General features: G+C 72.3%; 23 protein-coding genes. 10 read left to right on the top strand and 13 right to left on the bottom strand.

Annotated features, from left to right (window positions below; all coding sequences use genetic code 11):
- Nucleotides 1-20 precede the first annotated feature (20 nt).
- A complete protein-coding gene (locus JIW86_RS06215; protein WP_257552868.1) occupies nucleotides 21-401 on the bottom strand; it encodes a VOC family protein in 381 nt (126 codons plus the stop codon).
- A gap of 7 nt (nucleotides 402-408) precedes the next feature.
- Nucleotides 409-2,322: an ABC transporter ATP-binding protein gene (locus JIW86_RS06210; RefSeq protein WP_257552867.1), complete on the bottom strand. Its 1,914-nt coding sequence runs from the start codon at nucleotides 2,320-2,322 to the stop codon at nucleotides 409-411.
- Nucleotides 2,323-2,461: 139 nt separating this feature from the next.
- Here JIW86_RS06210 and JIW86_RS06205 point away from each other — a divergent pair, with 139 nt between their 5' ends.
- Nucleotides 2,462-4,486, top strand: coding sequence for an AMP-binding protein (locus JIW86_RS06205; protein WP_257552866.1), 2,025 nt, complete (start codon nucleotides 2,462-2,464; stop codon nucleotides 4,484-4,486).
- On the opposite strand, the gene JIW86_RS06200 is transcribed toward JIW86_RS06205, so the two are convergent.
- Nucleotides 4,393-5,226: a hypothetical protein gene (locus JIW86_RS06200; RefSeq protein ID WP_257552865.1), complete on the bottom strand. Its 834-nt coding sequence runs from the start codon at nucleotides 5,224-5,226 to the stop codon at nucleotides 4,393-4,395. The two genes, JIW86_RS06205 and JIW86_RS06200, sit on opposite strands and share 94 nt — an antisense overlap.
- Nucleotides 5,175-6,272 carry a GNAT family N-acetyltransferase gene (locus tag JIW86_RS06195; protein ID WP_257552864.1) on the bottom strand — a complete coding sequence of 366 codons (1,098 nt, stop codon included), beginning with the start codon at nucleotides 6,270-6,272 and terminating at the stop codon, nucleotides 5,175-5,177. Before JIW86_RS06195 ends, JIW86_RS06200 begins: the two co-directional genes overlap by 52 nt.
- A gap of 95 nt (nucleotides 6,273-6,367) precedes the next feature.
- Here JIW86_RS06195 and JIW86_RS06190 point away from each other — a divergent pair, with 95 nt between their 5' ends.
- Complete coding sequence (locus JIW86_RS06190) at nucleotides 6,368-6,790, top strand: DUF350 domain-containing protein (RefSeq protein WP_215144187.1); 423 nt, start codon at nucleotides 6,368-6,370, stop codon at nucleotides 6,788-6,790.
- Nucleotides 6,791-6,860: 70 nt separating this feature from the next.
- On the opposite strand, the gene JIW86_RS06185 is transcribed toward JIW86_RS06190, so the two are convergent.
- The 4 genes from JIW86_RS06185 to JIW86_RS06170 form a co-directional block, all read right to left on the bottom strand.
- A complete protein-coding gene (locus JIW86_RS06185; RefSeq protein ID WP_257552863.1) occupies nucleotides 6,861-8,090 on the bottom strand; it encodes an acyltransferase family protein in 1,230 nt (409 codons plus the stop codon).
- The gene (locus JIW86_RS06180) at nucleotides 8,087-9,130 is read right to left on the bottom strand and encodes an alpha/beta hydrolase family protein (RefSeq protein WP_257552862.1); all 1,044 of its coding nucleotides are present in this window, start codon (nucleotides 9,128-9,130) and stop codon (nucleotides 8,087-8,089) included. The genes JIW86_RS06185 and JIW86_RS06180 overlap by 4 nt, the downstream gene beginning before the upstream one ends.
- Before the next feature lie 150 nt (nucleotides 9,131-9,280).
- The gene (locus tag JIW86_RS06175; protein WP_215144191.1) at nucleotides 9,281-9,961 is read right to left on the bottom strand and encodes a response regulator; all 681 of its coding nucleotides are present in this window, start codon (nucleotides 9,959-9,961) and stop codon (nucleotides 9,281-9,283) included.
- On the bottom strand, nucleotides 9,958-11,133 hold the full coding sequence (locus tag JIW86_RS06170) for a sensor histidine kinase (RefSeq protein WP_416237527.1): 1,176 nt from the start codon (nucleotides 11,131-11,133) through the stop codon (nucleotides 9,958-9,960). Before JIW86_RS06170 ends, JIW86_RS06175 begins: the two co-directional genes overlap by 4 nt.
- A gap of 250 nt (nucleotides 11,134-11,383) precedes the next feature.
- Here JIW86_RS06170 and JIW86_RS06165 point away from each other — a divergent pair, with 250 nt between their 5' ends.
- The 3 genes from JIW86_RS06165 to JIW86_RS06155 all read left to right on the top strand — a co-directional run bounded on the left by JIW86_RS06165 (nucleotide 11,384) and on the right by JIW86_RS06155 (nucleotide 13,345).
- Nucleotides 11,384-12,331, top strand: coding sequence for an AEC family transporter (locus JIW86_RS06165; RefSeq protein ID WP_257552861.1), 948 nt, complete (start codon nucleotides 11,384-11,386; stop codon nucleotides 12,329-12,331).
- The gene (locus tag JIW86_RS06160) at nucleotides 12,328-12,870 is read left to right on the top strand and encodes an HXXEE domain-containing protein (protein WP_257552860.1); all 543 of its coding nucleotides are present in this window, start codon (nucleotides 12,328-12,330) and stop codon (nucleotides 12,868-12,870) included. The genes JIW86_RS06165 and JIW86_RS06160 overlap by 4 nt, the downstream gene beginning before the upstream one ends.
- A gap of 82 nt (nucleotides 12,871-12,952) precedes the next feature.
- On the top strand, nucleotides 12,953-13,345 hold the full coding sequence (locus tag JIW86_RS06155) for a hypothetical protein (RefSeq protein ID WP_257552859.1): 393 nt from the start codon (nucleotides 12,953-12,955) through the stop codon (nucleotides 13,343-13,345).
- Here the strand turns inward: JIW86_RS06155 and JIW86_RS06150 are convergent.
- A complete protein-coding gene (locus JIW86_RS06150; protein ID WP_257552858.1) occupies nucleotides 13,299-14,447 on the bottom strand; it encodes a trypsin-like peptidase domain-containing protein in 1,149 nt (382 codons plus the stop codon). The genes JIW86_RS06155 and JIW86_RS06150 overlap by 47 nt on opposite strands.
- A gap of 8 nt (nucleotides 14,448-14,455) precedes the next feature.
- Nucleotides 14,456-15,172 (bottom strand): BBE domain-containing protein, encoded by a 717-nt coding sequence (locus JIW86_RS06145; protein WP_257552857.1) that lies wholly within the window; start codon nucleotides 15,170-15,172, stop codon nucleotides 14,456-14,458.
- A gap of 120 nt (nucleotides 15,173-15,292) precedes the next feature.
- Here JIW86_RS06145 and JIW86_RS06140 point away from each other — a divergent pair, with 120 nt between their 5' ends.
- Genes JIW86_RS06140 through JIW86_RS06125 form a run of 4 tightly spaced genes read left to right on the top strand, consistent with a single transcriptional unit; the run spans nucleotide 15,293 to nucleotide 21,157 of the window.
- The gene (locus JIW86_RS06140; protein WP_257552856.1) at nucleotides 15,293-16,735 is read left to right on the top strand and encodes a site-specific integrase; all 1,443 of its coding nucleotides are present in this window, start codon (nucleotides 15,293-15,295) and stop codon (nucleotides 16,733-16,735) included.
- On the top strand, nucleotides 16,735-18,480 hold the full coding sequence (locus JIW86_RS06135) for a hypothetical protein (protein ID WP_257552855.1): 1,746 nt from the start codon (nucleotides 16,735-16,737) through the stop codon (nucleotides 18,478-18,480). The genes JIW86_RS06140 and JIW86_RS06135 overlap by 1 nt, the downstream gene beginning before the upstream one ends.
- On the top strand, nucleotides 18,477-20,675 hold the full coding sequence (locus JIW86_RS06130; RefSeq protein WP_257552854.1) for a hypothetical protein: 2,199 nt from the start codon (nucleotides 18,477-18,479) through the stop codon (nucleotides 20,673-20,675). Before JIW86_RS06135 ends, JIW86_RS06130 begins: the two co-directional genes overlap by 4 nt.
- Nucleotides 20,675-21,157 (top strand): hypothetical protein, encoded by a 483-nt coding sequence (locus JIW86_RS06125; RefSeq protein WP_257552853.1) that lies wholly within the window; start codon nucleotides 20,675-20,677, stop codon nucleotides 21,155-21,157. The genes JIW86_RS06130 and JIW86_RS06125 overlap by 1 nt, the downstream gene beginning before the upstream one ends.
- A 92-nt stretch (nucleotides 21,158-21,249) precedes the next feature.
- On the opposite strand, the gene JIW86_RS06120 is transcribed toward JIW86_RS06125, so the two are convergent.
- From JIW86_RS06120 to JIW86_RS06110, 3 genes are all read right to left on the bottom strand, one after another.
- On the bottom strand, nucleotides 21,250-21,615 hold the full coding sequence (locus JIW86_RS06120; RefSeq protein ID WP_257552852.1) for an ASCH domain-containing protein: 366 nt from the start codon (nucleotides 21,613-21,615) through the stop codon (nucleotides 21,250-21,252).
- On the bottom strand, nucleotides 21,615-22,718 hold the full coding sequence (locus tag JIW86_RS06115) for a hypothetical protein (protein WP_257552851.1): 1,104 nt from the start codon (nucleotides 22,716-22,718) through the stop codon (nucleotides 21,615-21,617). Before JIW86_RS06115 ends, JIW86_RS06120 begins: the two co-directional genes overlap by 1 nt.
- A gap of 73 nt (nucleotides 22,719-22,791) precedes the next feature.
- A complete protein-coding gene (locus JIW86_RS06110; protein ID WP_257552850.1) occupies nucleotides 22,792-22,935 on the bottom strand; it encodes a hypothetical protein in 144 nt (47 codons plus the stop codon).
- 462 nt (nucleotides 22,936-23,397) lie between these two features.
- Here JIW86_RS06110 and JIW86_RS06105 point away from each other — a divergent pair, with 462 nt between their 5' ends.
- Nucleotides 23,398-24,435, top strand: a complete 1,038-nt coding sequence (locus tag JIW86_RS06105) for a tetratricopeptide repeat protein (protein WP_257552849.1) — start codon at nucleotides 23,398-23,400, stop codon at nucleotides 24,433-24,435.
- The last annotated feature ends 1 nt before the right edge of the window (nucleotide 24,436 follow it).

Raw genomic sequence — 24,436 nt, 5'->3', positions numbered from 1 at the left:
CAAGGAACACTCCCTGCCCCCTATTGCGTACCCCGCTTGCGGGGCGTGGTCTGCTGGACCGCCCAGCCGTTGCCGTCCGGGTCGGAGAAGTAGACGAAGGAGCCCCAGGGGAGGTCCTGGATCTCCGTCACCTCCACGCCCCGGCCGCGCAGGTCCTCGTACGCCTCCTCGATGTCGGTGACGACGACCTGCATGTTGTCCAGGGATCCCGGGGTCATCCGGGTCAGTCCCTTGCCGATCGCGATCGAACAGGCCGACCCCGGCGGAGTCAGCTGGACGAAGCGGACGTCCTCGCTGACGGTCACGTCGTGGTCGGCGTTGAAGCCGATCTTCTCGTAGAAGGCCTTGGCCCGGTCGACATCGGTGACGGGGACGGCGACCAGTTCCAGTTTGATGTCCATCACAGCATCATGCTCCCGGCACCGCCGCCGCGCCGCCCGATGCCACGTCGGCAGGCGTGTCCGCCGCCGCGAACTGGGTGCGGTACAGCTCCTCGTACCGGCCGCCCGCCGCCAGCAGCTCGGTGTGCGTGCCCCGTTCCACGATCCGGCCGTCCTCGACCACCAGGATCAGATCGGCCGCCTGTACGGTCGACAGCCGGTGCGCGATCACCACCGCGGTCCGGCCCGCCAGGGCCTCGCCCAGGGCCTCCTGCACCGCCGCCTCCGAGGTGGAGTCCAGGTGCGCGGTGGCCTCGTCGAGGATCACCACCCGCTGGCGGGCCAGCAGCAGCCGCGCGATGGTCAGCCGTTGCCGTTCCCCGCCCGACAGCCGGTAGCCGCGCTCCCCGACGACCGTGTCCAGTCCGTCCGGCAGCGAGGCGACGAGGCCGTCCAGGCGGGAGCGGCGCAGGGCCTCCCAGATCTCCTCCTCGGAGGCTTCCGGCCGGGCCAGCAGCAGGTTGGCCCGTACCGACTCGTGGAAGAGGTGCCCGTCCTGGGTGACCATGCCGAGCGTCTCGCGGATCGAGTCGGCCGTGAGGTCCCGTACGTCGACCCCGCCGAGGCGGACCGCGCCCGCGTCGGCGTCGTACAGCCGGGGCAGCAGCTGGGCGATGGTCGACTTGCCGGCGCCGGACGAGCCGACCAGGGCGATCATGCGGCCGGGTTCGGCGCGGAACGAGACCTCGTGCAGGACCCGTGTACCGCCCTTGGCGTCGAGGGTGGCGACCTCCTCCAGGGAGGCGAGCGAGACCTTGTCGGGGGACGGGTAGCCGAAGGAGACCCGGTCGAACTCCACGGACACCGGCCCGTCCGGCACCGTGCGGGCGTCGGGCTTCTGCGTGATGAGCGGCTTCAGGTCGAGGATCTCGAAGACCCGCTCGAAGCTGACCAGCGCGCTCATCACCTCGACGCGGGCACCGGCGAGCGCGGTCAGCGGGGCGTACAGCCGGGTCAGGAGCAGGGCGAGGGCCACCACGGAACCGGCGTCCAGGGTCCCGCGCAGGGCGTAGTACCCGCCCAGCCCGTAGACGAGGGCGAGGGCCAGGGCCGAGACCAGGGTGAGGGCGGTGATGAAGGCGGACTGGGCCATCGCCGTGCGGATCCCGATGTCCCGCACCCGCGCCGCCCGGGCCGCGAACTCCGCGGACTCGTCGGCCGGCCGCCCGAACAGCTTGACCAGCGTCGCGCCCGGCGCGGAGAACCGCTCGGTCATCTGGGTGCCCATCGCGGCGTTCAGGGTCGAGGCCTCCCGCTGCATCCCCGCCATCCGCGCCCCCATCCGGCGGGCCGGCAGCACGAACACCGGCAGCAGCACCAGCGCCAGCAGGGTGATCTGCCAGGAGATGCTCAGCATCACGGCGAGGGTCAGGAGCAGGGTCACGGTGTTGGCGACCACCCCGGACAGGGTGTTGCTGAACGCCCGCTGGGCGCCGATCACATCGTTGTTGAGCCGGCTGACGAGGGCGCCGGTCCGGGTCCGGGTGAAGAAGGCGACCGGCATCCGCTGCACGTGGTCGAAGACCGCCGTCCGCAGATCGAGGATCAGCCCCTCGCCGAGGGTCGCGGAGAGCCGGCGGGTCAGCAGCCCCAGGCCCGCCTCGGCGACCGCGATCAGCGCGATGAGGAGGGCGAGCCGGGTGACGGTGCCGCTGTCGCGTCCGCCGACGATGGCGTCGACGATCCGGCTGGCGAGCACCGGGGTGGCCACGGCGAGCAGCGCCGTGACGACGCTGAGCAGCAGGAAGAGGGTGAGCCCGCGGCGGTGCGGGCGGGCGAAGGCGGCGACCCGGCGCAGGCTCGCCCGGGAGACCGGGCGGCGGTCCTGCTGCGCGTTGATCGCACTGTGCAGCGATGTCCAAGCGGTGACTTCCATGTCCATGGCCGAAACGTTAGGACCTCAACCAAAGTCGAGGTCAAGGATTCGAGTCATCTCCGGTCCGGACTGTGCCAACTCTCGCTCGGACGAAGGATTTTCACGACCCAGGACCGCTGTCGGTGCCCGGTGGCATCATCGGTCCATGACGCAGGGATCCGAGTCCGTACGCTTCGGCAAGGCCGCCACCGACACCGTCCTGCACCGCTTCGGCCAGTGGGTGCGGGACGCCCCGAGCGCCCGCGCCGTCATATCCGGCTCGGAGAGCCTCACCTACGGGCAACTCGACGCCCGGGCCAACCAGTTGGCGCACCACCTGCTCGACGCCGGACTGCCCGCCGGCGGCCTCGTGGCGATCGGGACGGACCGCCAGGCCGAACTCCTCGTCGCCGTCCTCGCCGTCCTCAAGTCCGGTGGGACCTACACCGTCCTCGACGTCGACGTGCCGCGCACCGGGCAGCAGCAGCTCGCCGCCGCCCCGCCCTTCGCGCTGCTCACGCACGCCGCGCACCAGGCCCGCCTCGATGACGGAAGCGGCCTGCGGGTCATCCGGCTCGGCGCGGAGGCGGCCGCGATAGCCGACCGGCCCACCGGGCCGCCCCCGGCGCCCTCCGGAAGCGGCCGGACCGCGGCCGTCCTCTTCACCGGGGGAGCGGTCCCGCGCGCCGTGTCCGTCAGCCATGCCCGGCTGCTCGCCGCCCACGACAGCTGGGCGGAGGTGATCCGGCCGACCCCGGAGGACCGCCACCTGATCACCGCCGGACCGGCCCTCACCGCCTTCGCGGCGGGCTGGACCCGGGCCCTGTGCTCGGGCGGGGCCCTCGTCGTACCCGAGCGCGCACCGTGGAAGCCCGACAAGATCCGTCAGGCGATCGATTCCGACCAGGTCAGCGTCGTGCACACCGACCCGGTGGGGGCGGCCCGGCTGCTCCTGCGCGACCCCGGGCCGGCAGCCACCACACAGCCGTCCGTACCCCGAGCCCGCCGCGAACCCGACCCGGAGCTGCGTTCGCTGCGGCTGCTCACCGTCACCGGCGCCCGGTTCCACCTCGACGAACAGGCCGCCCTGCAGGACCGGCTCCGGACCGGCGTGCGGCTGCTCAACGTCTACGGGCTCACCGAGACCGCTGGCACCGGTGCCTGGTTCGAACTGCCGCAGCTGCCCGGCCCGGTCGACGACCCGGAACGGTTCTCCCTCATCGGCACCCCCTTCCCCGGCTGCCGCGTCGACCTGCGCGACGGGGAGGTCCGCCTCGCCCCGCCCGACGGCGGCGACGCGATCCCCACCGGCGACCTCGCGCGGCTGCGCGACGACGGGCTGCTGGAGTTCGGCGGCCGGATCCGCGACCGGATCACCGTGGACGGGCGCACCCTCGACCCGCACCCGCTCGAATCGGTGATCCGCGGCCACGAGGGCATCGGTTCGGCGCTGGTGGCGGCGGTGCCCGGCTTCCAGGGGGTTCCCCGCCTGGTCGCCTACGTCGCCCCGCCGCCCGCCGACCCGTCATGGCCCCCGGGCTCCGGCCTGCCGGACGTCGACGAGCTCCGCGAGTACCTGGCGGGCCGGGTGCCCCCCGAGGACCGGCCCCGCGCCGTGGTACGGCTGCGCGTCCTGCCCCGCGACAGGGCCGGCCAGGAGGACCGGGCCGCCCTGCCCCTGCCGATCACGAGCGCCTCCGCGGCGCAGCCCGCCGGGAGCAAGTCCGCCCGGCCGGCGGCCCGTCCGATCGGTCCGTTCCCGAGCCTCTGGGCCGCCGCCTGCGGGGGCGTCGCGGCGGGCTTCGTCGGCCTGATCCTCACGAAGGTCTTCTGGCCCGGATCGACGGACCTCACCGGCGTACCGCAGCCCTGGGCGTTCCTCTTCTTCCTGCTCTACCTCATCGAGTGCGTGTCCTTCGGCATCGGCCTGGTCTTCCTGTTCCGCGGCCGCGCCCGGATGCCGCTCCGGGGCCGCGGCCGCAGGCTCACCACTGCCGCGCATCTGGCCGTGGCATACCTGCTGATGGCGTGGTGGCCGCAGGACAACCTCTACCGGCTCGCGGCCAAACAGGACTGGCCGCGGCAGGCCGCGCTCGTCTACACCTTCAACATCCCCCTGATGATCGCGGGCGTCGTCGTCGCCGCGTACGTCATCGCCAAACCGCCGAAGCCCTTCGACGTCGACGACTGACCCGGCCCGGGCGGCCCGTGCTCACGGCATCGGTTCGCGCGGGCCGAACAGCCCCCGCCCGCCAGGGTTCTGGCCCGGACCAGTGTTTCCGCCGCGTCCAGCGTCCGCGCGCTGTGTGCGGCCACCAGGAAGCCCAGCCACGGCGAGGGTTCGAAGGCGGCCGTCGGGATCGCCGGGACGAACACCGCGCCCAGCTCGGCGCACTCCCGGTCCAGCCCCGCGCACAGCTCGTCCAGCTGGGCCTCGGGCAGCCGGGCGCCCAGCTCCACCCGGTCCACGATCCGTACGAGGTGCCCCGCGCCCCGTAGCGCGTCGAGCCGGGCCGCCACGATGAAGGCCACGGCCGGCCCGGTCAGGCGCAGATTGGTCTCGGTCGGCGCGAGCCGTCCCCCGCCGGCGGTCACGAAGTCCACGTCGAACCAGCCCCGGTAGCCGCCGGCCGCCAGCTCCCGGCCCACCGCCGCCCCGAAGGCGCCGAGCGGTTTCTCCGCCCAGCCGGGCACCACCCCGGGCCCCACCGTGGCCCCCGCGTAGCAGCCGTCCCGCACGTCCATCACCGCCCCGCCGACCTCGTGCACCCGGCCGTCGGCAGCCACGAACCCGTCGTACGTGAGGTCGCGCGGCCCTTCTTCCTCCCCAGGGCCGTGCACGAACTCCTCCACCAGCAGCGGCCCGCGCGGCAGCCGCCTCAGCACGGCGCGCGCCCCGCCCTCGGCCCGGACCCGGGCGGGGGTGAGCACCGTGGTGCCCGAACCCCCACACCGTGCTCCGATTTCAGAACAGTGCTCTCGCCCGCCTTGGCCCGGGCCGCGACGAGGCGGACCGCCGCCCGCCGGGAGCCGGCCCGCCACTGCGCGGGCAGCACGATCCCGGGATGCCCGCCGCCCGACAGGATCCGGGCGAACAGACCGTGCGCCGCCGACTTCGACTCGTACCGCAGCTCCCCGGCCCGCCACGGCCGGCCCGTCAGCTGCGCGAACGGCCGCGTCCGCCCCCACGGTACGAGGGGCAGCCCCGCCCCGGTCAGCAGCGCGGCCAGCGCCGGCCGGGCCCGTACGGCATCCGACAGGCCGGGACCGCCCTCCTCCGCCAGGCCGTCGTACACCTCCACCCCGGACCAGCCCAGCCGGCGGCAGACCCGGTCGGTCCAGCCCCGCGGCACCGTACGGGGCAGCACCAGCGCCGCCGGGTCGGGGCTGTAGAAGGCGGCCAGGCACGCGTAGTGGTGTGCGGCCCGCTGCTCGCCGTCCAGGGAGACGTCGGCGAACTGGGCGTTGAACTCGGCCACATTGCCCAGGTGAACGGCCCGCCCGCCACCGGTCCACGCCCGCGCCCAGGCGGCGAGCGGCGCGGGGGACACCTCGAACCGCACCAGGGCGCCGGGGCCGCCCGGCGCGGCCACCGCCCCCATCGCCCGGTAGAAGCCGACCGCGTGGGGATCGGCGTCGATCACCAGCCGGCGCACCCCCAGCTCCGCCGCCCGGTGCAGCGCGTCCCGGTACAGCAGCCGCCCCACGCCCCGGCCGATGGCCGACGGCTCCACGAACAGCAGCCCCAGGGAGGCGAGCGGGGCCGTCCCGTCCAGGGAGGCGAGCCCGAGCACCGCCCCCTCGCCGTCCTCGGCGACCACGATGCGGCGGGCCGTCACGTCGCCGGGCCGGATCCGCAGTTCCTCCGCCCAGGCGGCCAGGACCTCCGGCTCGTACCCCCAGTGCGCCTTGGACCGCATCACCAGCCCGGTCAGGGCCTCCGCCTCGGCCGCCCGCGCGGCCCTGACCTTTGCCATTTCCTGACCTCCCCATGGTCCGCGCCAAGGCCGTGCGATAGATTCGGCCTCCCCACGGCACATCATTTCCCACCCACGCGGAGACAGGCTTCTCAATGAGCGACATCATCAACGGACTTGGCCGCACCAGCGCCTTCGGCGCTCTTGGCCTGGTGCTGCTGATCCTCGGCATCGTCCTCGTGGACGTGCTGACGCCCGGGAAGCTCCCGAAGCAGATCTGGGAGGAGCGCAACCGCAATGCCGCCCTCCTGCTGAGCTCCGCGCTCCTCGGCATCGGCGGCATCGTCTTCACCTCGATCTGGACCACGTACGACAACTTCGGCAAGGGCCTGCTGTCGACCGCGGCCTTCGGCGTGCTCGGCCTGGTCCTGATGGCGGTGGCGTTCCTGGTGCTCGACCTGGTGACTCCGGGCAAGCTCGGAGCCATCGTCGTCGACCCGGAGCCCCACCCCGCGGTCTGGGTCACCGCCTCCTGCAACCTCGCCGTGGCCGCGATCGTGGCGGCCTCGATCGCCTGACGCCGGCACGACGAAGAGCGCCGCTCCCCATCGGGAGCGGCGCTCTCGTCGTATCCCGGCGACCCCGGGTCTACGCCAGCCCCAGCGCGAACACCGCGAATCCCGCCGCGAGCAGCCCCGCCACGGTCCGGCGAACCGCCGGGGCCGTGCGCGCCTCCCGCGCCGGACTCTCGAATCGCTTCGCGTACCGGGCGATGCCCACCAGCAGCACCGCGAACACCGGCATCCACGCCAGCCGCGCCGCGATCCAGCCCAGACTGTCCGGCGCCGTCGTCAGCCCCGCCAGCTCACCCAGGAACGAACCGGGCACGGCCGCGGCCAGCATGGCCGTCTGATGCCAGCACAGGATCGTCATCGCACACAGATTGATCACGACCACCGGCGCCCACAGGGCCGGCCGGGCCAACAGCCTCGCCAGCCGGTCGCGCAGCAGGATCGCGGCACCCGACTGGCCCGCCGCCAGGGCCAGTACGAGCAGCGACGGCGGGTGGGAGTTGGTCCGCGCGGCACCCGGTACGCCCACCATCGACGCCGGGTAGTGGAAGACCGCGAGCAGCGCCGCGAACAGCAGCGTCCCGCCCGCCAGCAGCAGCCAGCCCCCGCGCCGGCCGATCCGCCCCTCACCCCAGCTGACGCCCAGCTGGTACGCGAACAGCCAGCCCGGCAGGATGTTGAGCAGCGACACCCAGCCCGGCACCGAGCCGGCGAGCGGCCCGTAGCGCAGGAAGTCCACCACGGCGACCGAGACGAGAAGCGGCGCCGCCGCCCAGCCGCCGAGCCGGCCCGCCGCCCGCACGCAGTACGGGGTCAGCGCGGTGATCACCACATACACCCCGACGAACCACAGCGGCTGGATCACCAGCGTCGCCCCGGTCCGCAGCGTGGCCTCCGGCACCCCCGCCGCGTACAGCACCGGCGCGGCCAGCGCCCACACCGCCGTGACCCCGAGCACCGGCCGCCCCAGCCGGACGATCCGCCCCTTCAGCCACGCGCCCGCCGAACCCTGGTGACGCCGGAAGGAGAGCGCCGAGGCGTACCCGCCGACCAGGAAGAAGATGCCGAGCATCTGGAGCACCCAGCTCGCCGGGGCCAGCCCGCCGAAGGACGACAGCGGACTGGCGTTGTGCAGGCCGCCGTCGGAGTCGAGGGTGAACCCGCCGAGCAGCCAGTGGCCCGTCGGCACGGCCAGCAGGGCCAGGGCGCGCAGCCCGTCGATCGCCCGGTCGCGATGGGCCGGGGTCTGCCGCTCGATCCCGTCGGCGGCCCTCTTCAGCAGCGTCAGCGTGCGCGGCGTCGTCATCGGATCTCTCCCTCTGCGATCGCGGCGAAGGCCGCCAAGGACTGGGTGCCGGGCGCGAAGTAGCCGGTGTGGCCCTGGACATCGGCGGCGGGCACCCGGCGGGCGCCGAAGCCTGCGGAGGTGGGGTCGGCGCCGTGGCCGATCCCGGCGAACTCGACGTTCGGGACGTCGGCGATCCAGTCGGAGGGGCCCCGCGCCGCCCACACCCGGGCGCCGGTGCGCAGCCCGCCCGCGGTGCCGGCGCGCATGCCGGGGGAGCCGAAGGCCACGATGTCGGTGGCGTCCGTGTGCCGGGCCGCCAGCCCGCACACCACCGATCCGTAGCTGTGGCAGAACAGCACCGGGTCGGGTGCGCCGACCGCGTCCAGCCCCGCCGTGAAGCGGGCCAGGCGGACCGCCCCCGCCTCGGCCAGCCGGCCGTCGGCCGCGTCCAGGCCGACCCCGACCGGGGTGGTGTAACCGATCCACGCGATGACGGCGGTGGATTCGCCGGTCTCGGCGCGCAGCGCCCGGGCCATCCCGGCCGGACCGCTGGCGGGCTTGCGCCGGGCGTCGTGGTGGGTGGCGTCGTTGTCCGAGCCCGGCACGATCACCGAGACGTGCGCCGCGTGCTCCAGATCCCCGAACACCTCGGCGACCTGGCCCCGGCCGCGCGGGTCGAAGGCCAGGACCTGCCGGTCCGGCGCACCGAGCGAGGCGTAGCGGGCCTCACCCGTCGCGGCGATCGCGATCCGGTTGGCCTCGTACCGCAGGGACGGCGGAGCCCCGTCCAGGTTCCCCACCACCAGCGGGTGGGACCGTACGAGCTCCCGGCGCGTGGCCTCGTCCAGCCGGTCGAAGAACCGGGCCACCTCGTGCGGCGTCGCGCTCGCCGGATCGGGCAGCGCCCGGCCGGACGCCGTGTCGGCCCGCCAGGCGGCGGCGCCGGGCGGCGGCCCGGTGACCGCCCGCTGGCTGTCGCCGGAGGCCCAGCCGGCGGTCCCCCCGACGACGGCCACCGCCAGCGCGGCCGTGACCATCGTCCTTCCGAAGCGGCGCATGCCCCTTCTCCTCTCCTCGTGACGAGGAGGAAGGTAGGAAGGAGGTACCGGTGGCTGCGTCCCACCGTGGAGCCAACTCGGATGTCATACCCGGGTAGGGGGTGGAGGAGACGGGCCCTGCCCCGCCCCCTCGTTGAACCGGCCGGGGACTCAGGCGGAGTCGCCCGGCCGCACCACTCCCGCCTCGTACGCGAAGATCACCGCCTGGGCCCGGTCCCGCAGGTCGAGCTTGGCCAGCACCCGCCCGATGTGCGTCTTGACCGTCTGCTCCGCCAGCACCAGATGGCCCGCGATCTCCTGGTTCGACAGCCCTCGCGCGATGAGCTCCAGTACCTCGGTCTCACGCGGGGTGAGGCCGTTCAGCCGCAGCGCCGGATCCTTGCGCGGCGCCGGCCGCTGCTGCACGAAGTCCGCGATCAGCCGCCGGGTCACCGAGGGCGCCAACAGCGCCTCGCCCGACGCGACGACCCGTACCGCCGCGATCAGGTCGGCCGGCGGTGCGTCCTTCAGCAGGAATCCGGACGCGCCCGCGCGCAGCGCCTCGTACACGTAGTCGTCGATGTCGAAGGTGGTGAGCATCAGAACCTTCGGCCGGTGCACCACCCCCGGCGGGGGATCGAGGAGCTCCCGGGCCGCCGTGAGCCCGTCCATCTCCGGCATCCGCACGTCCATCAGCACCACGTCGGGGTGCGTGGAGCGGGAGACCTGTACGCCCTGCCGCCCGTCGGGCGCCTCGCCCACCACATCGATGTCGGCCTGCGCCGACAGCAGCGCGGCGAACCCCGCCCGCACCATGGCCTGGTCGTCGACGATGATCACGCGGATGGTCAACTCAAGTCCTCGGTAAGGGTGTTCAGGGGCAGACGGGCGGCGACCCGGAAGCCGCCGTCGGGCAGCGGACCGGTGTCCAGCGTCCCGCCGGTCAACCGTACGCGCTCCCGCATCCCCACCAGACCGTGCCCCGTGCCCGAACTCTCCAGCGCCACCACGGCGTCCCGGGCCGGGCCGTTGACCACGAGCACCAGGACCTCGTCCTCGTCGACGGTCACCGAGACCCGGGTCGACGCCCCGGGCGCGTGCCGGACCACGTTGGCGAGCGCCTCCTGCACGATCCGGTACGCCGACAGGTCCACGGCGGGCGGGGCCGCCTCGGCTGCCCCGGTCGCCAGGGACAACTCCACCGGCTGCCCGGCCCGTACGGTCGCCTCCACCAGCTGCTGAAGCCGGTCGATCCCGGGCTGCGGGGCCTTCTCGCCCTCGGCGCGCTCCGTACCGTCCCCGCGCAGCACGGTCAGCAGCCGCCGCATCTCGCCCAGCGACTCCCGGGCGCTGGCCGCGATCGCCGCGAACTCCTCCCGCACCGGCTCCGGCATGCCCGGCAGCCGGTACGGCGCGGAATCGGCCTGCACGGTGATCACCGACATGTGGTGGGCCACCACGTCGTGCAACTCACGGGCGATCCGGGCCCGTTCCTCGAGCAGCGTCCGCCGGGCCCGCTCCGCCTCGCTGATGCTCTCCTGCTCGGCGATCCGCTGCTGCGCGTCACCCAGCCCGCGCAGCGCGCCCGTCAGCGCCAGCATGCCCCCGGCGAGCACGAACAGCAGCGCGGCGGTGTTCATGGAGCCCGACGGCTGGAAGAAGCCCAGCACCGCCCCGACCGCGCCGGTCACCAGCCACACCCCGACCAGGGTCCGGATGGACTCGCGCAGCCCCAGACACGCCATCAGCAGCAGGTAGCCGACGATGACCATCGGCGTCCAGGGCCACGGGTGCGCGGCCACCCGGTCGGCATGGATCAGCAGCATCGCGCCGATCGTGTCGGCGAGCAGGACCACGGCCCAGGCCTGCAGCGGCCGGGTCACCGCCAGCAGCAGCGGCACGGTCTGCGCCACTCCCAGCGCGCCCGACCAGCCGCCGCCGAGTCCGTAGTCGTTGGCCAGCACGGTGATGGTCACCGGCAGCAGCGTCACCACGAAGACGCCGACGACGGCGAACGGCAGCATCCGCTGCCAGGTCTTGGGCGCCTGTGCGAACAGGGCTGCGCCGCCCGGGCGGGCGTGCGCAGCACCACGGCCAGCTGAGCCAGCGCCCCGGGCACCCGGGAGCCGGGGGAGGACGCGACGGTACGGGCGCGTTCGCGGGTCCGGCCGAGCAGCCGGAAGCGGGCTTTGTCGCTCATGATCGGGCCAGCCTATGCGCAACGGGTCCGGGGGATAGGCTGCTCGCCGGACGATCACGGGGGAGCCGGTACGCATGGGTGGGGCAGCCGCGCTGGAGAAGCTGGTGCCGGTGCTGCTGGCCTTCGGCGGCGGGGTGCTGCTCGCCCGCCGCAAGGCCGTCCCGGCCGAGGCCTCCAAGGCCTTCTCCGACTACGCCTTCCTCTTCGCCGTGCCCTGCTACCTCTTCGGCAACATCTACGCCGGCGACCTGGCGGCCCTGTTCGACTGGCAGGCGATCGGCGGCTATGCCGGGGCGGCCGCCCTCGCGGTGGCCGCGGTCACGGTGGCCGCCGTGGCCCACGGGATACGCGAACCCCGGGCCGTGGCGCTGCGGGTCATGGCGGGCGTCCAGGTGAACACCGCCTACTTCGCCGTCCCCGTCTTCATCACCGTGTTCGGGACGGCGGCCCCGATCTTCCCGATCCTGCTGTTCCAGGTGTGCGTCCTGTCCCTGGTCGTCATCTCCCTGATGGAGCTGGGCCGGGCGGGTCCCGGCGCGGGCGGCCCGGGCAGGCGCCTGGCCCGGGCGGTCGGCGCCTCGCTCGCCACGCCGCTGGTCCTCGCCTGCAACGCGGGCATCGTGCTCAACCTGCTGTCCGTGCACGTCCCGGTGGTGGTCCTGGACGGAGCCGCCTTCGTCGGGGACAGCGCCTCCCCGGTGGCCCTGTTCGCCCTCGGCCTCCACCTCGGCGGCCTGGGCCTGGACCTGCGGGGCACCACACGCGAGGAACTGGCCCTCATCGCCTTCAAGTGCGTCGCCTTCCCGCTGCTGACCTGGGTGGTGTGCGGGGCGCTGGTCGGCGTGCGGGGCGAGTGGCTCGCCTACCTCGTCCTGCTCGCCGCGATGCCGACCCCGCAGAACCTGTTCATCTTCGCCCAGCGTTACGACGTGGGCGTCGAACTCTCCGCGTCCCTGGTGATCAAGTCCTCCCTCGTTTCCCTCCTGTTGCTGCCCCTCTGGCTGCAGACTGTTGCCTCATGAACGCATCGCAGATATCACGGGGCGCCGTCACGGTCGGTCTGCTGGCCGCCTGGGCCGTGCACGACCTCGAAGAAGTGGCCACCATGGCGCGCTGGTCCCGTACCCGGGTCCCCGCCCTGCGGGAGCGCCACCCCCGGGTACCCGACCGCGTATGGCGGCGCCTCGAAGCCGTGGACGGCCGCGAGTTCGCCACGGCCGTCGGTGTCATGGGGATCGTCGTCGCGGCGGCCGCCGCCGACGGCTACCGCACCGGCGGGCGCTCGGCCTTCTACCAGGCCTCCCTGAACGGCTTCGGCCTGCACGGCCTCGTACACCTCGCACAGGCCGCCGCCACCCGCGGCTACACCCCGGGCGTGGTCACCTCGCCGCTCGTCGTCGTCCCCTTCACCCTCTGGGCGCGGGGCCGGCTCCGGCACGCCAGCGTCCTGCGGCCCGCGCGGGCGCGTGACGCGGTGACCGGACTGGCGCTCGCGGGCGCTGCCACCGCCGCGGCCCACGCGGTTTCCAGGCAGATCCTCCGGCGAGCGTCGGCGCGGTAGCGCGGGCCATGCACCCGGTGGCGGTGCGCCGTTCCAGGGCATCGGCTCGTACCCCAGGAGGGAACCGGCTCGTTGACCCTGCATGGAACTGCCGACCATCGCGGCGCCGGGCGTCGGGGAACGGGCCGACGCCGTGGCCGATGCCGCCTGCCACCTCTACGACACCGTAGCGCCCTGGCGGACCGGCTCGCCCGGAGGGTGGAGCCGGACCGCCGCCGAGGACGCCGCCGAGGCCATCGAGACCACCGCGCACGCCCTCGCCCACATCGACCCGGGGGCCGAGGTGGTCCTCGCGCCGGTCCACGCCGCCGTCGCCGACCTGCGCCGCAGGCTCGGCCTCGCGCCCGCCGACCCGCTCAACGCCGCCGGGCTCCCGGCGACCCCGCGCACGGTCGGCAACCCGCGCCGGACCCGTTGGGTCCGGGTGCTCACCCCGCCTTCGCCGCGGCAGCCGCCTTCTCGTACAACTTCCTGATGGCCGTGCCGAAGTAGGAGCTGTACGAGGTGTCGGCGGTGTCCCCGCCGGTCTTCCAGCCGCCGATCACCCCGACCACGTCACCGGTCCCGGTCCGCCCGTCGAAGCGGACCAGGAACGGGCCGCCGCTGGTCCCGCCGGGATAGCCCGTGCAGTCGATCCGCAGGAACGAGCCCGGGATCCGCGCGTCCTTGCTTGTGAACTTCGTCGTCCGGTTGACGCACAGGCGCGGGCGGGCCGCGGAGGCCGGGTAGCCGATCAGCGTGACCTGCCGATGTGCGTAACCGGAGCCGGTCACGAGGCGGTTCGCGCCGACCACGTCCTGCACGCGGGACCCGTCGGCGTCCGGGCCGACCTGTGCGAAGGCCACGTCGAGCGCGGCCGCGCGGTCGGCGCCCTGGGACCGGTAGCGCGGGTCGATCCAGATCCTGGAGTGCCCGGCCGCGTCCCGCAGGACCGGGAACATCCCGTACGGCCGCGGGTTTGCGCGCGTGTACCGCGGTACGAAGGCCACCTGCTGGGTGTCCGCGCCGAGCAGGCAGTGCGCCGCGCTGAGCACCAGGTTGCGCCCCGGGGAGGCGACCACGCTCGCGGTGCAGAAGTACGCCCCGGCGCCCTTGACCACGAACATCCGGCCGACGACCGGGACGCCGTCGAAGTCCTGGCCGACACCGGGCCCCGCGGCGGCCGGCCGCACGACCGGGGCGGGCCTGAGGATCGGCGTCGGTGTCGGTGTCGGTGTCGGGGTCCGGGTCGGGGTGAGTGCCGGTGCCGGCGTCGGTGTCGGGGTGAGGGCCGGTGCTGACGTCGGTGACGGCGTCGGTGTTGACGTCGGGATTGACGTGGGCGTGGGCGTCGGCGTGGCATCGGCGGCCGGGGCCGACGGCGTTCCGGCAGGCACCGCGGCCGGCGGCTCGGGCTCCGCCGGCGGCAGCGGGGCGGCCGACGCCATCCGCTCGGCGGTCCAGAAGGCCTGCGCCTCCCGGGCGGACCATCGGCCCACCGCCGTCTGCGCGGCGCCGCCCGCCTCGGCGACGGGCAGCGGCCCGGCCGGCAGCAGCAGGGCGGCGGCCGCAACGGCCATCGTCAACGTACGTCGCATGCACTCTCCTAGAGGGCCTGGGGAAAGCGGAACATCCGGTCGGGGTCGTAGGCGCGGCGGACGTCTTCCAGCCGGGAGAGGTTCGGCCCGTAGTAGGCCTCGCGCCAGCCGACGAGCCGTGGATCGGTGTAGTTCTGGTACGCCCGGCCGCTCGCCCAGGGGCGCAGGTCCTGCCAGAGCCCGTCGAGCCAGGCCTGGTGCCGGGCCACGTCGGCGGCCGTCGCGGACTGCGGCCAGTAGACGAGGTACTGGGCGAGGAAGGCGCTGTCGCGGTGGACGAAGGCGGTGTCGGCTGCCGCGACCCGGTTCACGGCGCCCCCGCAGACCCCGTCGAACTGCACCACCCCCCGTCCGCCGGGAGGAACCGCGGACCCGTACCGCCGGACGGCGGCCAACACCGCGCCGATCGCCCCGTCCGGCAGCCCGGCGCCCGCCCAGAAGTCGGAGCGCGCGGCGTACGAGTCCCGGCCCAGCAGGCCGCGGGGGTCCCGGCCGGGCAGCGTGCCCGGCAGCCGGCACTGCTCCGCGCTGCGCTCCAGACAGCCCGACAGGGCCAGAACGGTGTCCCCGTAGCCCCGTACGACGCTCCAGCTGTCCCGCACCGGCCGGCCGACCAGATCCGACAGCCGGGTCAGCTGCCGGTCCAGCTCGGGGCGCCCGTCGAGGCACACCACCCGTACCGCCGGGGGCTGCGCGGCGGATCCCGCCCCGACCGCGAACTCCACCTGGCTCCAGAACGGGTTAATCCCTGCACTCTGACACTGTCGCATTAGACGGCTAGGCGGGAGTGCAACTGTTCTTCTATCCATTCTCGCCAACTGTGTTGCATTGTCTAGAGTGTTGGCATGTTGCTGACCTACTTCACCCGCGACGGGTGGGAGTCCTGGGACCTGGGACGAGAACCCCTGATCCGGGAGAACATGCCGGTTCTGGTTGATGACGACCTGAGGTTCGAGGACGAGAACGGACCGCGCCCCACTGTCGCTGTGAACGCGTGGCTGAGGGAACTTCCGATCAGCGGGGTACCGGCGGCGAAGTCGTGGAGGTCGTACGCCCAGGCCGTCCGCAGCTGGCTGGAGTTCCTGTCGGACCGGTCGGTCCACCCGTTCGGTGAACGCGAGGAACTGCGTGCCGCGCTCGGAGCATTCGCCGAGTACCGGCTGGCCGGCCCCATTGAAGCGCGCTGGGACGGCTCCACCTGGAACCAGCGGATCACGGTCCTGTCCAGCTTCTACACGTGGGCCGTCGACAACGATCACTGCTCGAAGGTTCCGTTCACGTACGCCATGGGCTCCCGGTACTCCAAAGACTCAAGCCCGGTGGAGACCCGCCGTAACACGGCGACTGTCCGCCGGGCTCAACCGCACGCGACCATGAAATACCTGGAGCCCGGATTCCGGGACCTCTTCCTGCGGGCCCTCGCCGGTCTCGACCCGGACGGAGCACCCGACGACTCCTTCCGGGGGCGGGAGCTGTCCCGCAACGGCTCCATGGGCGGCCTCGCCGTAGCCTCGGGACTGCGCGCCCAGGAGTTCACCTACCTGCTGACCTACGAGCTCCCCGCCCTGCCCGCGCGGCGGACGCCCGTGCCGGTCTGGTTCCCGATCGCCGAGGCCACGACGAAGGGGAACAAGGCCAGGGCCACCTGGACCAGCCATGGGGCGCTGGCCGATGTCTACCAGTACGTGGAGCTGGACCGGCACGCCGCCGTCACCCGGGCTCCCTACCGACCGCCGGCGCGCCTCGGGCCGCCGCTGATGGTGGAGCAGGCCGACTGGGAGGGCGGCCGGATCAACGGAGCCCGGATGCCGTGGCGGCTCCTCGGACCTGCCGAGCGCCTGCGGCTGGTCAACCCGGACGGCACGTCACCGCTGGTCGCCGTGCAGTCCGCGGGGACCCCGTTCGTGGACTGGGACACCGTCTTCCGGCGCACATCCCAGCGCATCCGCGACCGGTTCGAGCCCCGGTTCCCCACCGTGCACGCCCACATGCTGCGTCACACCTTCGCCATGGAGACCCTGGAAGCCCTGGTCCAGGGCTACTACCAGCGCGCCGCCGCGCTGATCACCGACACCGGCGGAGACGCCGGCCTGGCCCTCTACCTGACCAAGACGGACCCGCTGATGATCCTTCGGGATCTCCTCGGTCACTCCTCCGTCACGACGACCGAAATCTACCTGCGGCGCCTCGACGTCCAGCGGATCTACCGCGACGCCTACACCAGCGCCGGCCACGTCGACGACGACGCCGAGGTCGAAGCTGCCGCCGAGTTCGGAGACGAAATCTGATGCCCGCCCACATCCACCACGACCCCCTGCGCGTCGAATTCGTCTTCCCCGACGGAAGCCGGTACGTGACCGCGTTCGACACCCTGCCGAACCAGCTGTTGGTCGCTGAGCTGATCGCCGGGTTCCCCGAGCTGGTCCACCCCCACGGGACGATCGCGGCCCGGGGCACGGCCGCCCAGTACGCGACCGGCCTACGCAGAATGGTCCGCTGGCTGGCCGACGAAGGATTCACCGGTGGCATGTCCGATCTGACGCGCCCGCTCCTCCTGCGGTACTGGCTGGCCGCAAGCATCTACCGCGCCGACATGGCGCGGGCCCTGCTCCGCGCCGCGCACCAGACCAGCGGCACCCTGGCGCCGGACGTAGTCCGCTTCCTGAACGGACGCCCCAACAAGGTGCGACCCAAAACAACGCCGCTCCAGCCCTACACCGAGGCCGAGTGGCAGCGCATCACCGACGCCCTGCGGTCGGTTGTACGGCAGAGCTGGGCAGACCATCAGCGCGCAGTGGCGGCCGCAGAAGCGGGCCAAGACCCCCGCGTCGGGGGCGTTACCCCGGCGAACGTGGCCCACGAACTCATGGAGTACGGGCCGATGTCCACCCGAGCGCTCACGGCGAGCGTCGGCTGTACGCGCTTCAGTGTGGAACTGGTGGGTCGTGCTCAGATCCAAGATGCGCTGTACCCGTCGGGCAAGATCGCCGCCGCGTATCGGATGCTCCTCGGCGTCTACACCGGTGTGGTGCCCGACGGAATCGCCGGACTCGGCCTCGGTGACGTGATGTGGTCCGGCGACGCCTCCGTACTCCTGGACTACATCAAAGGCCGCCGCGGCCCCGAGTCGGTCAACCTCACCGGCCGCCCGGTCCGGCTCATCGAGCGATGGCTGGAACACTCGGCCCTCCTTCGCAGGCACGCCGACGAGGACGTGCGCGAGGAACTGTGGCTACGGCTCCGCCAACCCAGCGGACGTGAGCGCCGAACATCCGGGTACACCATCAGCGGCCCGGCCAAATTCAAAGTGAACCAGTCGGCTCAAAAGAGCGGGCTCGCCGCGCAGCTGGGGCTGGTCGATGACGCCGGGAAGCCGTTGCTCCTCCACATGTCCCGGATCCGGACGACCTACGTGAACACCCTGAGCCGGAAGGGGTGGACAGGCAATACGGCCATCGACCCGAACCACACGACCGCCGTGGAGGGCGACCGCTACCTGACAGCGCAGACCCCGGCCCAGATGGATGCGGTCGAAACGATCATTGAGGAGAGTCAGTCCGACGTCCTGCGGCGGGCCCTTCCGCCGGTCGTGCTCACCCTGGACGCGGCGGCCCGCGCGGCGGTCGACCTCCCAGCGGTGGCGGCCGACCTCGGCGTCAGCGACGGCGCCCTGGCCGAGCTTCTGGGCGGGGAGCGCGACGTGTTCACCGCGTCGTGCAAGGACCAGCTGGCCGGCCTTCACGGCCCGGCCGGGAAGCCCTGCCCGGCCCGGCCGTGGGTGTGCTTGCTGTGCCCCCTGGCCGTGTTCATGCCCCGGCACGCGCCGAACCTGCTGCGCCTGCGCGCCTACTTTGCGCGGCAGTACCGGCAGATGACCACGGCCCAGTTCGTGGCCGTGTTCGGTCCGTACGCCGACCGGCTGGACCGGGACATCCTGCCCGCCTTCCCCGCCGCCGTCCTGGAACAGGCGGCGGCCAGCGTGACCGACACCGACGAAGAGGTACCCGTGCGCCCCGAGGAGATGACCGTATGACGGCCCCGAAGAACCACATGGTGCATGCCAGCCGGTCACTGTTCGCGGGCCTGGAAGTCTGCCAGGTGGCAGGGCTGGAGCTGAAGCCTGAGGCGCCGGGGGCACGGTTCGATGATGACCTGTGGGACTTGTCGGGACTGGCCGGTGCCCCGAAGTACCTGGCCCGGTTCCGGCTGCGCTGGGACTTCTCCATCATCGTGGATCCGGTGTGGCGGGTCGTGGCGAAAGAGCTGGTCCTGTCGCTTCTCGCCCCGACCGATGAACGGGTGGCCGTGCTGCCGGACGCCTTCCGCACGCCGAAGGCGATAAGCGGCATGTACGACACGGTCCAGCACCTGGCCAGCTGGTTGAACTGGCTGTCCGCCGACGGCGTCCGCACCCTCACCGATGTGGGGCAAGAGCACTGCGACCGCTACCTGGCATTGGTCACACCCCGTGTGAGAGGTGACGGGAACCGGTCTCCGGCAACCGTCATCAACCACATCGTCCCCGTCCAGTACCTGGCCATGTACCGAGAGCTGTTCACCCACGATGCCTACGCTCCAGCTTTCCAGCCCTGGGGCGGCCGCACGGCGGCTGACGTCACCGGCTGGAAACCGAGTCAGGGGAACAAGGTCGTCCCGGTGCCGGACCATGTGCTCCAGCCGCTGTTGTCCGCCGCGCTCTGGATAGTCGAGACGATCGGCCCGCACGTGGCCGAAGAGATCGAACGGAACGACGCCCGCATGGCGGCCAAGCCCACCATGATCCAAGGTCATAACCTGACTGACCAGGAGAAGTACCGGTTCTCCGCCCACATCGGGAACTACGTACGCGATGACGTTCCGCTCCCTCGCATGGCCCGTAAGGACTCCGCACGCCGTGTGTCGGCGAACGGCTGGTCGCCGTCAGACCCTTTGTTGGAAGTGCACCTGGACCATCTGATCCGCGAGGGCGCCAACCAGCGGGTGATGAATGAGGAGCAGCGGGCCTTCTTCCGCCCACTCCTTGAAGACGCCGTGGCCAAGGTCGGCGTACAGGACATCATCGGCCGCCAGGCGGCCATGGTTCAGCGCGCCGACAAGGCCGGCACGGTGCCGTGCATGCTTCCCCTTGACCATGACCAGCTGCGGCACCTCGGCCGCGTCGTGCAGCACGCCTGCATGTTGATCACGTCCACCGTGAGCGGGATGAAGGCCAGTGAACTGGCCGAACTCACCGAAGACTCCTGCCTTCCGCCCACCCCTGCATGTAGCGGGGCCATGCGTTACCGGCTCGCATCCCGGGTGATCAAGGGGCAGGAGTTCGGCGGCCTACCAGAAGAATGGGTGGTGATCGAAGAAGCCTGGAAGGCCGTAGCGCTCGGGGCCCAAATCGCCCGCCGAAGCGGTGCACTGCACGGCGCCGTGTTCGGTATGAAGACCCTCAACACGTCGCTGGCCTACCGGAACTTTCGGGACTGGGTGAACGGTCCCGAAGGCGCCCGCCTCGGCCTTACCCCAATTCCGGACGGACCGGTCAACGCGCGGATGCTCCGCCGAACCCTGTCCATGGCCCTGGCCTACCGGCCCGGTGGGATGATCGCCGCGAAGATCCATCTCAAACACGTGCAGGTAGCCACGACCGAGGGCTACGCCCACCGGCCCGGCGGCGCCCAGGGGATCTTCCTCGCCGAGGTCGGGGAGCAAGAGACCGAGCACCACATGGAGCTGACCGCGGCCGCGTTCCGGGACTTCCAGGCCGGGATCATGCCGTCCGGCCCCGGCGCCCGCGACGTCATCGCCACGTTCACGCACGTGGACGCCGCACTGAAGGACCATTCGGCGGGGGAGCCGAAGACGATGGACTCGGACCGCCAGCTGGTCAACCTGCTGCGGCACCAAGCCCAGTACCTCCACGTCGGCACGGCAAACTACTGCTGGTTCAAGGATCCCCACAAAGCGCTCTGCCTGAAGATCGCAGGCACCGAGATCACCGCCGACTCCAAGCCCATGGCGGGGCTGTGCGACTCCTCCCGATGCCCGCAGGCCACCTACCACCCCTGTCACAGGCCGGTGTGGGCGGACAACGCCCAGAAGACGAAGGTCTTCCTGGGCAGCATCCCGCGCGCCCACAAGGACGCGCGGGACCGCGTACGCGCCGACCTGGACCGCACCGTCCGGGTCCTGGAAGAGATCGATGCCGCTGCCGGCACCGGCACGGCGAAGGGGCAGTGATGGCACGGATCAGCGAAGAGATGAAGCAGCACAACGAACAGGCGATCCGGGCCGCCATGGATCGCCTGCTGCGCGGTGAACTCCGGCCCGGCGGCCGGTGCGACCTGAAGACCCTGGCCGCCGAGGCCGGCGTGTCCCGGACCGGGTTCTACCCGAAGAAGGACCGGGCCGGGAAGGAGCGGCCCGGCCCCTACCAGCACCTCGCCGAGGAGTTCGAGCGGCGTGTGAGGGCCAAGCAAGAGGCCGGGGAGATCACCGACCCCCGGGACGCCCAGATCAGCCGGTTGAAGGGGGAGGTGTCCGACTTGCGTACGCGGGTCGCCCAGCGGAACGACACCATCGCCGAGCTGACCGAGTTCCGGACGCGCGCCGTGTCGCAGCTGGCCGCCCAGCACGCCGAGATCCAGCGGCTACGGAAGGCCCTGGACGGCGCCGGGAACGTCCGCACGCTGCCGCTGGGAGGCCGATCTGGACCCGGGTAGTCATACGCCGGAAGGGCTTTCCCAGGCATACGGAAAGGCCCCCAACGCCATGGGGGCCTTCGTACGTGGGATGCGGGGGTTAGTGGGAAGGGTCAGGCGTCCGGGGCCGTCAGCTGAATCTCGATGGCCAGGGCGCCCAGGGACTCCTTCTCGAGCCCGTAGATGGCCCGGATGTTCGTCAGCTGTTCCTCCCTGGTACTGGCCGGGTTGACTCGTGCCGGTCCCTCACCGTCCAGGAGGTCCGCGAAGGAGGCATATTCCGCGACCCGGAGCACGCGGACCAGACACGCCTGGTCGGTGTCCTTGACCCGGAACCGGATGAGGTCCCCCGCCTCCAGCCCCTCCAGCTTCGGGTACTTCACCCGGACTTCGATCGTCTTGCGGCCGCTGGCCACAAGGTCGAAATAGCGCTGGAACAGGTTCAGTTCGTACAGGGTGGTGGCGGGGGTGTCGCTCATCAGACGTGGACGCTCCTGGTCTCCATGAGCCGGGCGATCTCCTGAGCGGAGTAGTCCCGGAAGAAATGGCGGGGATGCGAGAGAAGAACCGTAGCGGTTTCCAGCAGCCGGGCGGCGTAGGAGTCGGGACTACCGGGCCACTTCCGCGTATCGAGCATCCATTCGTCCCCGAGGTCCATCGGCTCCGCCCGGCCCTCCCGGATGAGCGACTTGGACAGCTTCGCGCCGGTGGCGGTGACGATCTGCGGGCAGAAGATGCGGGCCGGGATCTGCCCCGGGGTCAGGCCGGCGGCGGTCAAGGCCCCATTGACCAGCAGCGTTCCGGGCATCCAGTCGGCGCCCTTGACCATGACGGTGAGGGTGTCCGGGGTGAGCTGAACGGCCAGCTCCTTGACGACGTTGCGGTACAGGGTGGACAGGTCCAGGTAGCCGCCACCGTCCGGGCTGACGACCACTTCGTACGGGCCGTGCTGGAGGCAGACCGCCGCGACGGCCGCCGTCTGGTCCGGGCCAGGCCGGGCGGTCGTCCGCTCCGCGCGCTTCTCTGCCCACCCGCACCCGGCAGTCGGGCATGGCACCCGCAGGTGCGGGTTCCCGCTCGGGGGCGCCAGCCACCAACGGGCCGCCTCCAGCCGCGGCAGCAGCCGCAACCACGTCATCCGAAACCCAGGGCCGGCCTGCTGCTGGGTGTAGGTCTCCAGCCGGTACGAGACCGCGGCCCGGGACGACAAGGCATCGAACAGCGGCCGGTACAGGGAATCGATCTGCTGGCCGACGGTGGCCGGGTCGAAGGCGTGCGCCAAGGCCCGCTGGTAGACGTGCCCCGAGGCCGGGTCCTGGACGGTTTCGTGGGGCGCGTTGTCCAGGGCCGTGAAGGCGACCTGGACGCGGATCTGGTGCCGGTCCCGCAATCGGGCCGCCAGGGCGAACGTCAGAGCCTGGACCATGGACGTCCCGATGTGGGGGACGCCGTTGATCTGCGTCCCCACGCACAGTTCCACACGCTTCGGGTGCGCGGCCCGCAGGTGTGGGGTCAGTACGTCTTCGACCTGGCCCAGGGCGTTCGCCAGAACGCTGTTCGGGGAGGACACGACGAGATCCATCAGGCTGTCTCCAGTTCGTCGGGGGTTGTCTCACGGTTGCGTTCGTCAGTGGCCGACCGATGAGGGGCCACGGTCACCGGGGTTCCTCGGCGTCCGCCTCCCAGGACGTCAGGAAGCGGTCCATGCCGCGCTCAGCGCGGGCCTGTAGTTCAGGGCTGGGCTCGGGGCTGTCGCCGGTGCTTTCCTCGGCGGGCAACTGGTGGGGGTCGGGGCTCATGTCGTCCTCCCTGGGTGTTCTCGGCTGGCCCTCGCTCGAGTCCACGGACGCGGACCAGGCAAGCCCTTGGTGGGGGTGATGTTCAGTCAACGGGCTGTAGCCGCCCGGGAAGAGGGGCCATCCTGTAGGTCTCTGTAGGCCCGTGTAGGTCAGGGGGACGCGGTGCAGGCGGCGACGATCACGGACCGAATCCGGGCAGCGTGCGAAGAACGCGGGTGGGGTCCCACGAAGCTGGCTCGCGAGGTCTCCCTGGCCGCAGGTCGGGGCCCCGACGGCCTGGAACGGCAGTACGCACGCCGGTGGATGACGGGCGAGCGGAAGCCGTCGCCGGACGTCTGGCTTCCCTTCGTCGTCCGGGTCTTACAGCTGGACCTGAACGGTCCTGCGGTTGTCAATTTGGGTGATCCCCGACCAGGATCGGCGGATACGGTGGCGGGAGTCCTGGCCCTCGGGAGGAGTGACGTGGAACGTCGAACGGTGCTGGCGGCCACGGCCGCGTTCGGCTTGTCGGCGCTGGGGCTCCCAGACGCCGAGGCCGTCACCCGCCGCGTGTCCACCGCGCCGGCCGGGTCCGTGCGGGTCGGGGCTGGCGAAGTCGCCGCGATCCGGACCATGACCCGCACCTTTGGCGACGCCGCCGCCGAGTACGGTGGCGCCCACGTTCGCCAGCTGGCCGTCCAGTACCTGACCACCAGCGTCGGACCGTGGCTGGAGGGGCGTTACGCCGAAGCCACCGGCCGGGACCTGTACGCCGCCACGTCCGAGCTGGTCCACTTGTGCGGATGGATGGCCCAGGACGAAGGCGGTGACGACCACCACCAGGGACTCGCACAGCGCTACTACGCCCACGCCTTCGCCCTCGCCGAGGAAGCCGGCGCCGCCGAGCTGGCCGCCACTGCCCTCCGCGGGATGGCCACCCAGGCGATTGACCTCGGCCCGCGCGGCCGGGCCGTCGCACTGCGGCTGTCCGAGCGGTGCGTGGATTACGTCGACCACCTGGACGAACCGAAGGCCGTCGCCTACTACCAAACCACCCTCGCCGACGCCGCCGCCCTGGACGGCGACCAGCGCCTGGCCCGGACCGCCCTCGCCCGGTCCCAGCACGCCATCGAGAAGGCCACCGCCGCCCCCGGGGAGTCCTGGGCCTCCCACTTCTCCACCGGCCGGTGGGCCCACCACGCCGGGATGATCCTCGCCCGCCTCGGCGACCTGGACGGCGCCCGCGAGCATCTCCAGCACGCACTCGACGTCCACGGCCTGGACCGCCGCCGGTCCCGCGCGATCGTCCTCGGCGACCTTGGGGACGTCGACCTTCGCCAGGGCGACCTGGACGGCGCCCTGGCCGCCTGGTCCGAGTTCATCGAGTGCGCCGAAGGCGTCCAGTCCGTCAAGATCACCGACTCCCTGACGGACATTCGCGTCCGCCTGTCCCGGTACGGCAAGGCGCCCGGTGTCGCCGAGCTGGACGGCCGGGCCGCCGGCCTGCTGGGCGAGGCGTGAG

Origin of the sequence: Streptomyces sp. NBC_00162 (assembly GCF_024611995.1) — a bacterium.
In the GTDB taxonomy this organism is placed as follows: Bacteria; Actinomycetota; Actinomycetes; order Streptomycetales; family Streptomycetaceae; genus Streptomyces.
The sequence above is the reverse complement of the archived record's forward strand: the minus strand, read 5'-3'. Positions and strand labels throughout refer to the sequence as shown.

Excerpts from the sequence above, each read along its gene's own strand:
- JIW86_RS06210 (WP_257552867.1), bottom strand. The coding sequence starts at position 2,322 with ATGGACATGGAAGTCACCGCTTGGACATCGCTGCACAGTGCGATCAAC.
- JIW86_RS06135 (WP_257552855.1), top strand. The coding sequence starts at position 16,735 with ATGCCCGCCCACATCCACCACGACCCCCTGCGCGTCGAATTCGTCTTC.
- JIW86_RS06150 (WP_257552858.1), bottom strand. The coding sequence starts at position 14,447 with ATGCGACGTACGTTGACGATGGCCGTTGCGGCCGCCGCCCTGCTGCTG.
- JIW86_RS06140 (WP_257552856.1), top strand. The coding sequence starts at position 15,293 with ATGTTGCTGACCTACTTCACCCGCGACGGGTGGGAGTCCTGGGACCTG.
- JIW86_RS06110 (WP_257552850.1), bottom strand. The coding sequence starts at position 22,935 with ATGAGCCCCGACCCCCACCAGTTGCCCGCCGAGGAAAGCACCGGCGAC.
- JIW86_RS06170 (WP_416237527.1), bottom strand. The coding sequence starts at position 11,133 with ATGCTGCCGTTCGCCGTCGTCGGCGTCTTCGTGGTGACGCTGCTGCCG.
- JIW86_RS06130 (WP_257552854.1), top strand. The coding sequence starts at position 18,477 with ATGACGGCCCCGAAGAACCACATGGTGCATGCCAGCCGGTCACTGTTC.
- JIW86_RS06195 (WP_257552864.1), bottom strand. The coding sequence starts at position 6,272 with ATGGCAAAGGTCAGGGCCGCGCGGGCGGCCGAGGCGGAGGCCCTGACC.
- JIW86_RS06115 (WP_257552851.1), bottom strand. The coding sequence starts at position 22,718 with ATGGATCTCGTCGTGTCCTCCCCGAACAGCGTTCTGGCGAACGCCCTG.
- JIW86_RS06155 (WP_257552859.1), top strand. The coding sequence starts at position 12,953 with ATGGAACTGCCGACCATCGCGGCGCCGGGCGTCGGGGAACGGGCCGAC.
- JIW86_RS06180 (WP_257552862.1), bottom strand. The coding sequence starts at position 9,130 with ATGCGCCGCTTCGGAAGGACGATGGTCACGGCCGCGCTGGCGGTGGCC.
- JIW86_RS06125 (WP_257552853.1), top strand. The coding sequence starts at position 20,675 with ATGGCACGGATCAGCGAAGAGATGAAGCAGCACAACGAACAGGCGATC.
- JIW86_RS06165 (WP_257552861.1), top strand. The coding sequence starts at position 11,384 with ATGGGTGGGGCAGCCGCGCTGGAGAAGCTGGTGCCGGTGCTGCTGGCC.
- JIW86_RS06215 (WP_257552868.1), bottom strand. The coding sequence starts at position 401 with ATGGACATCAAACTGGAACTGGTCGCCGTCCCCGTCACCGATGTCGAC.
- JIW86_RS06190 (WP_215144187.1), top strand. The coding sequence starts at position 6,368 with ATGAGCGACATCATCAACGGACTTGGCCGCACCAGCGCCTTCGGCGCT.
- JIW86_RS06120 (WP_257552852.1), bottom strand. The coding sequence starts at position 21,615 with ATGAGCGACACCCCCGCCACCACCCTGTACGAACTGAACCTGTTCCAG.
- JIW86_RS06160 (WP_257552860.1), top strand. The coding sequence starts at position 12,328 with ATGAACGCATCGCAGATATCACGGGGCGCCGTCACGGTCGGTCTGCTG.
- JIW86_RS06205 (WP_257552866.1), top strand. The coding sequence starts at position 2,462 with ATGACGCAGGGATCCGAGTCCGTACGCTTCGGCAAGGCCGCCACCGAC.
- JIW86_RS06185 (WP_257552863.1), bottom strand. The coding sequence starts at position 8,090 with ATGACGACGCCGCGCACGCTGACGCTGCTGAAGAGGGCCGCCGACGGG.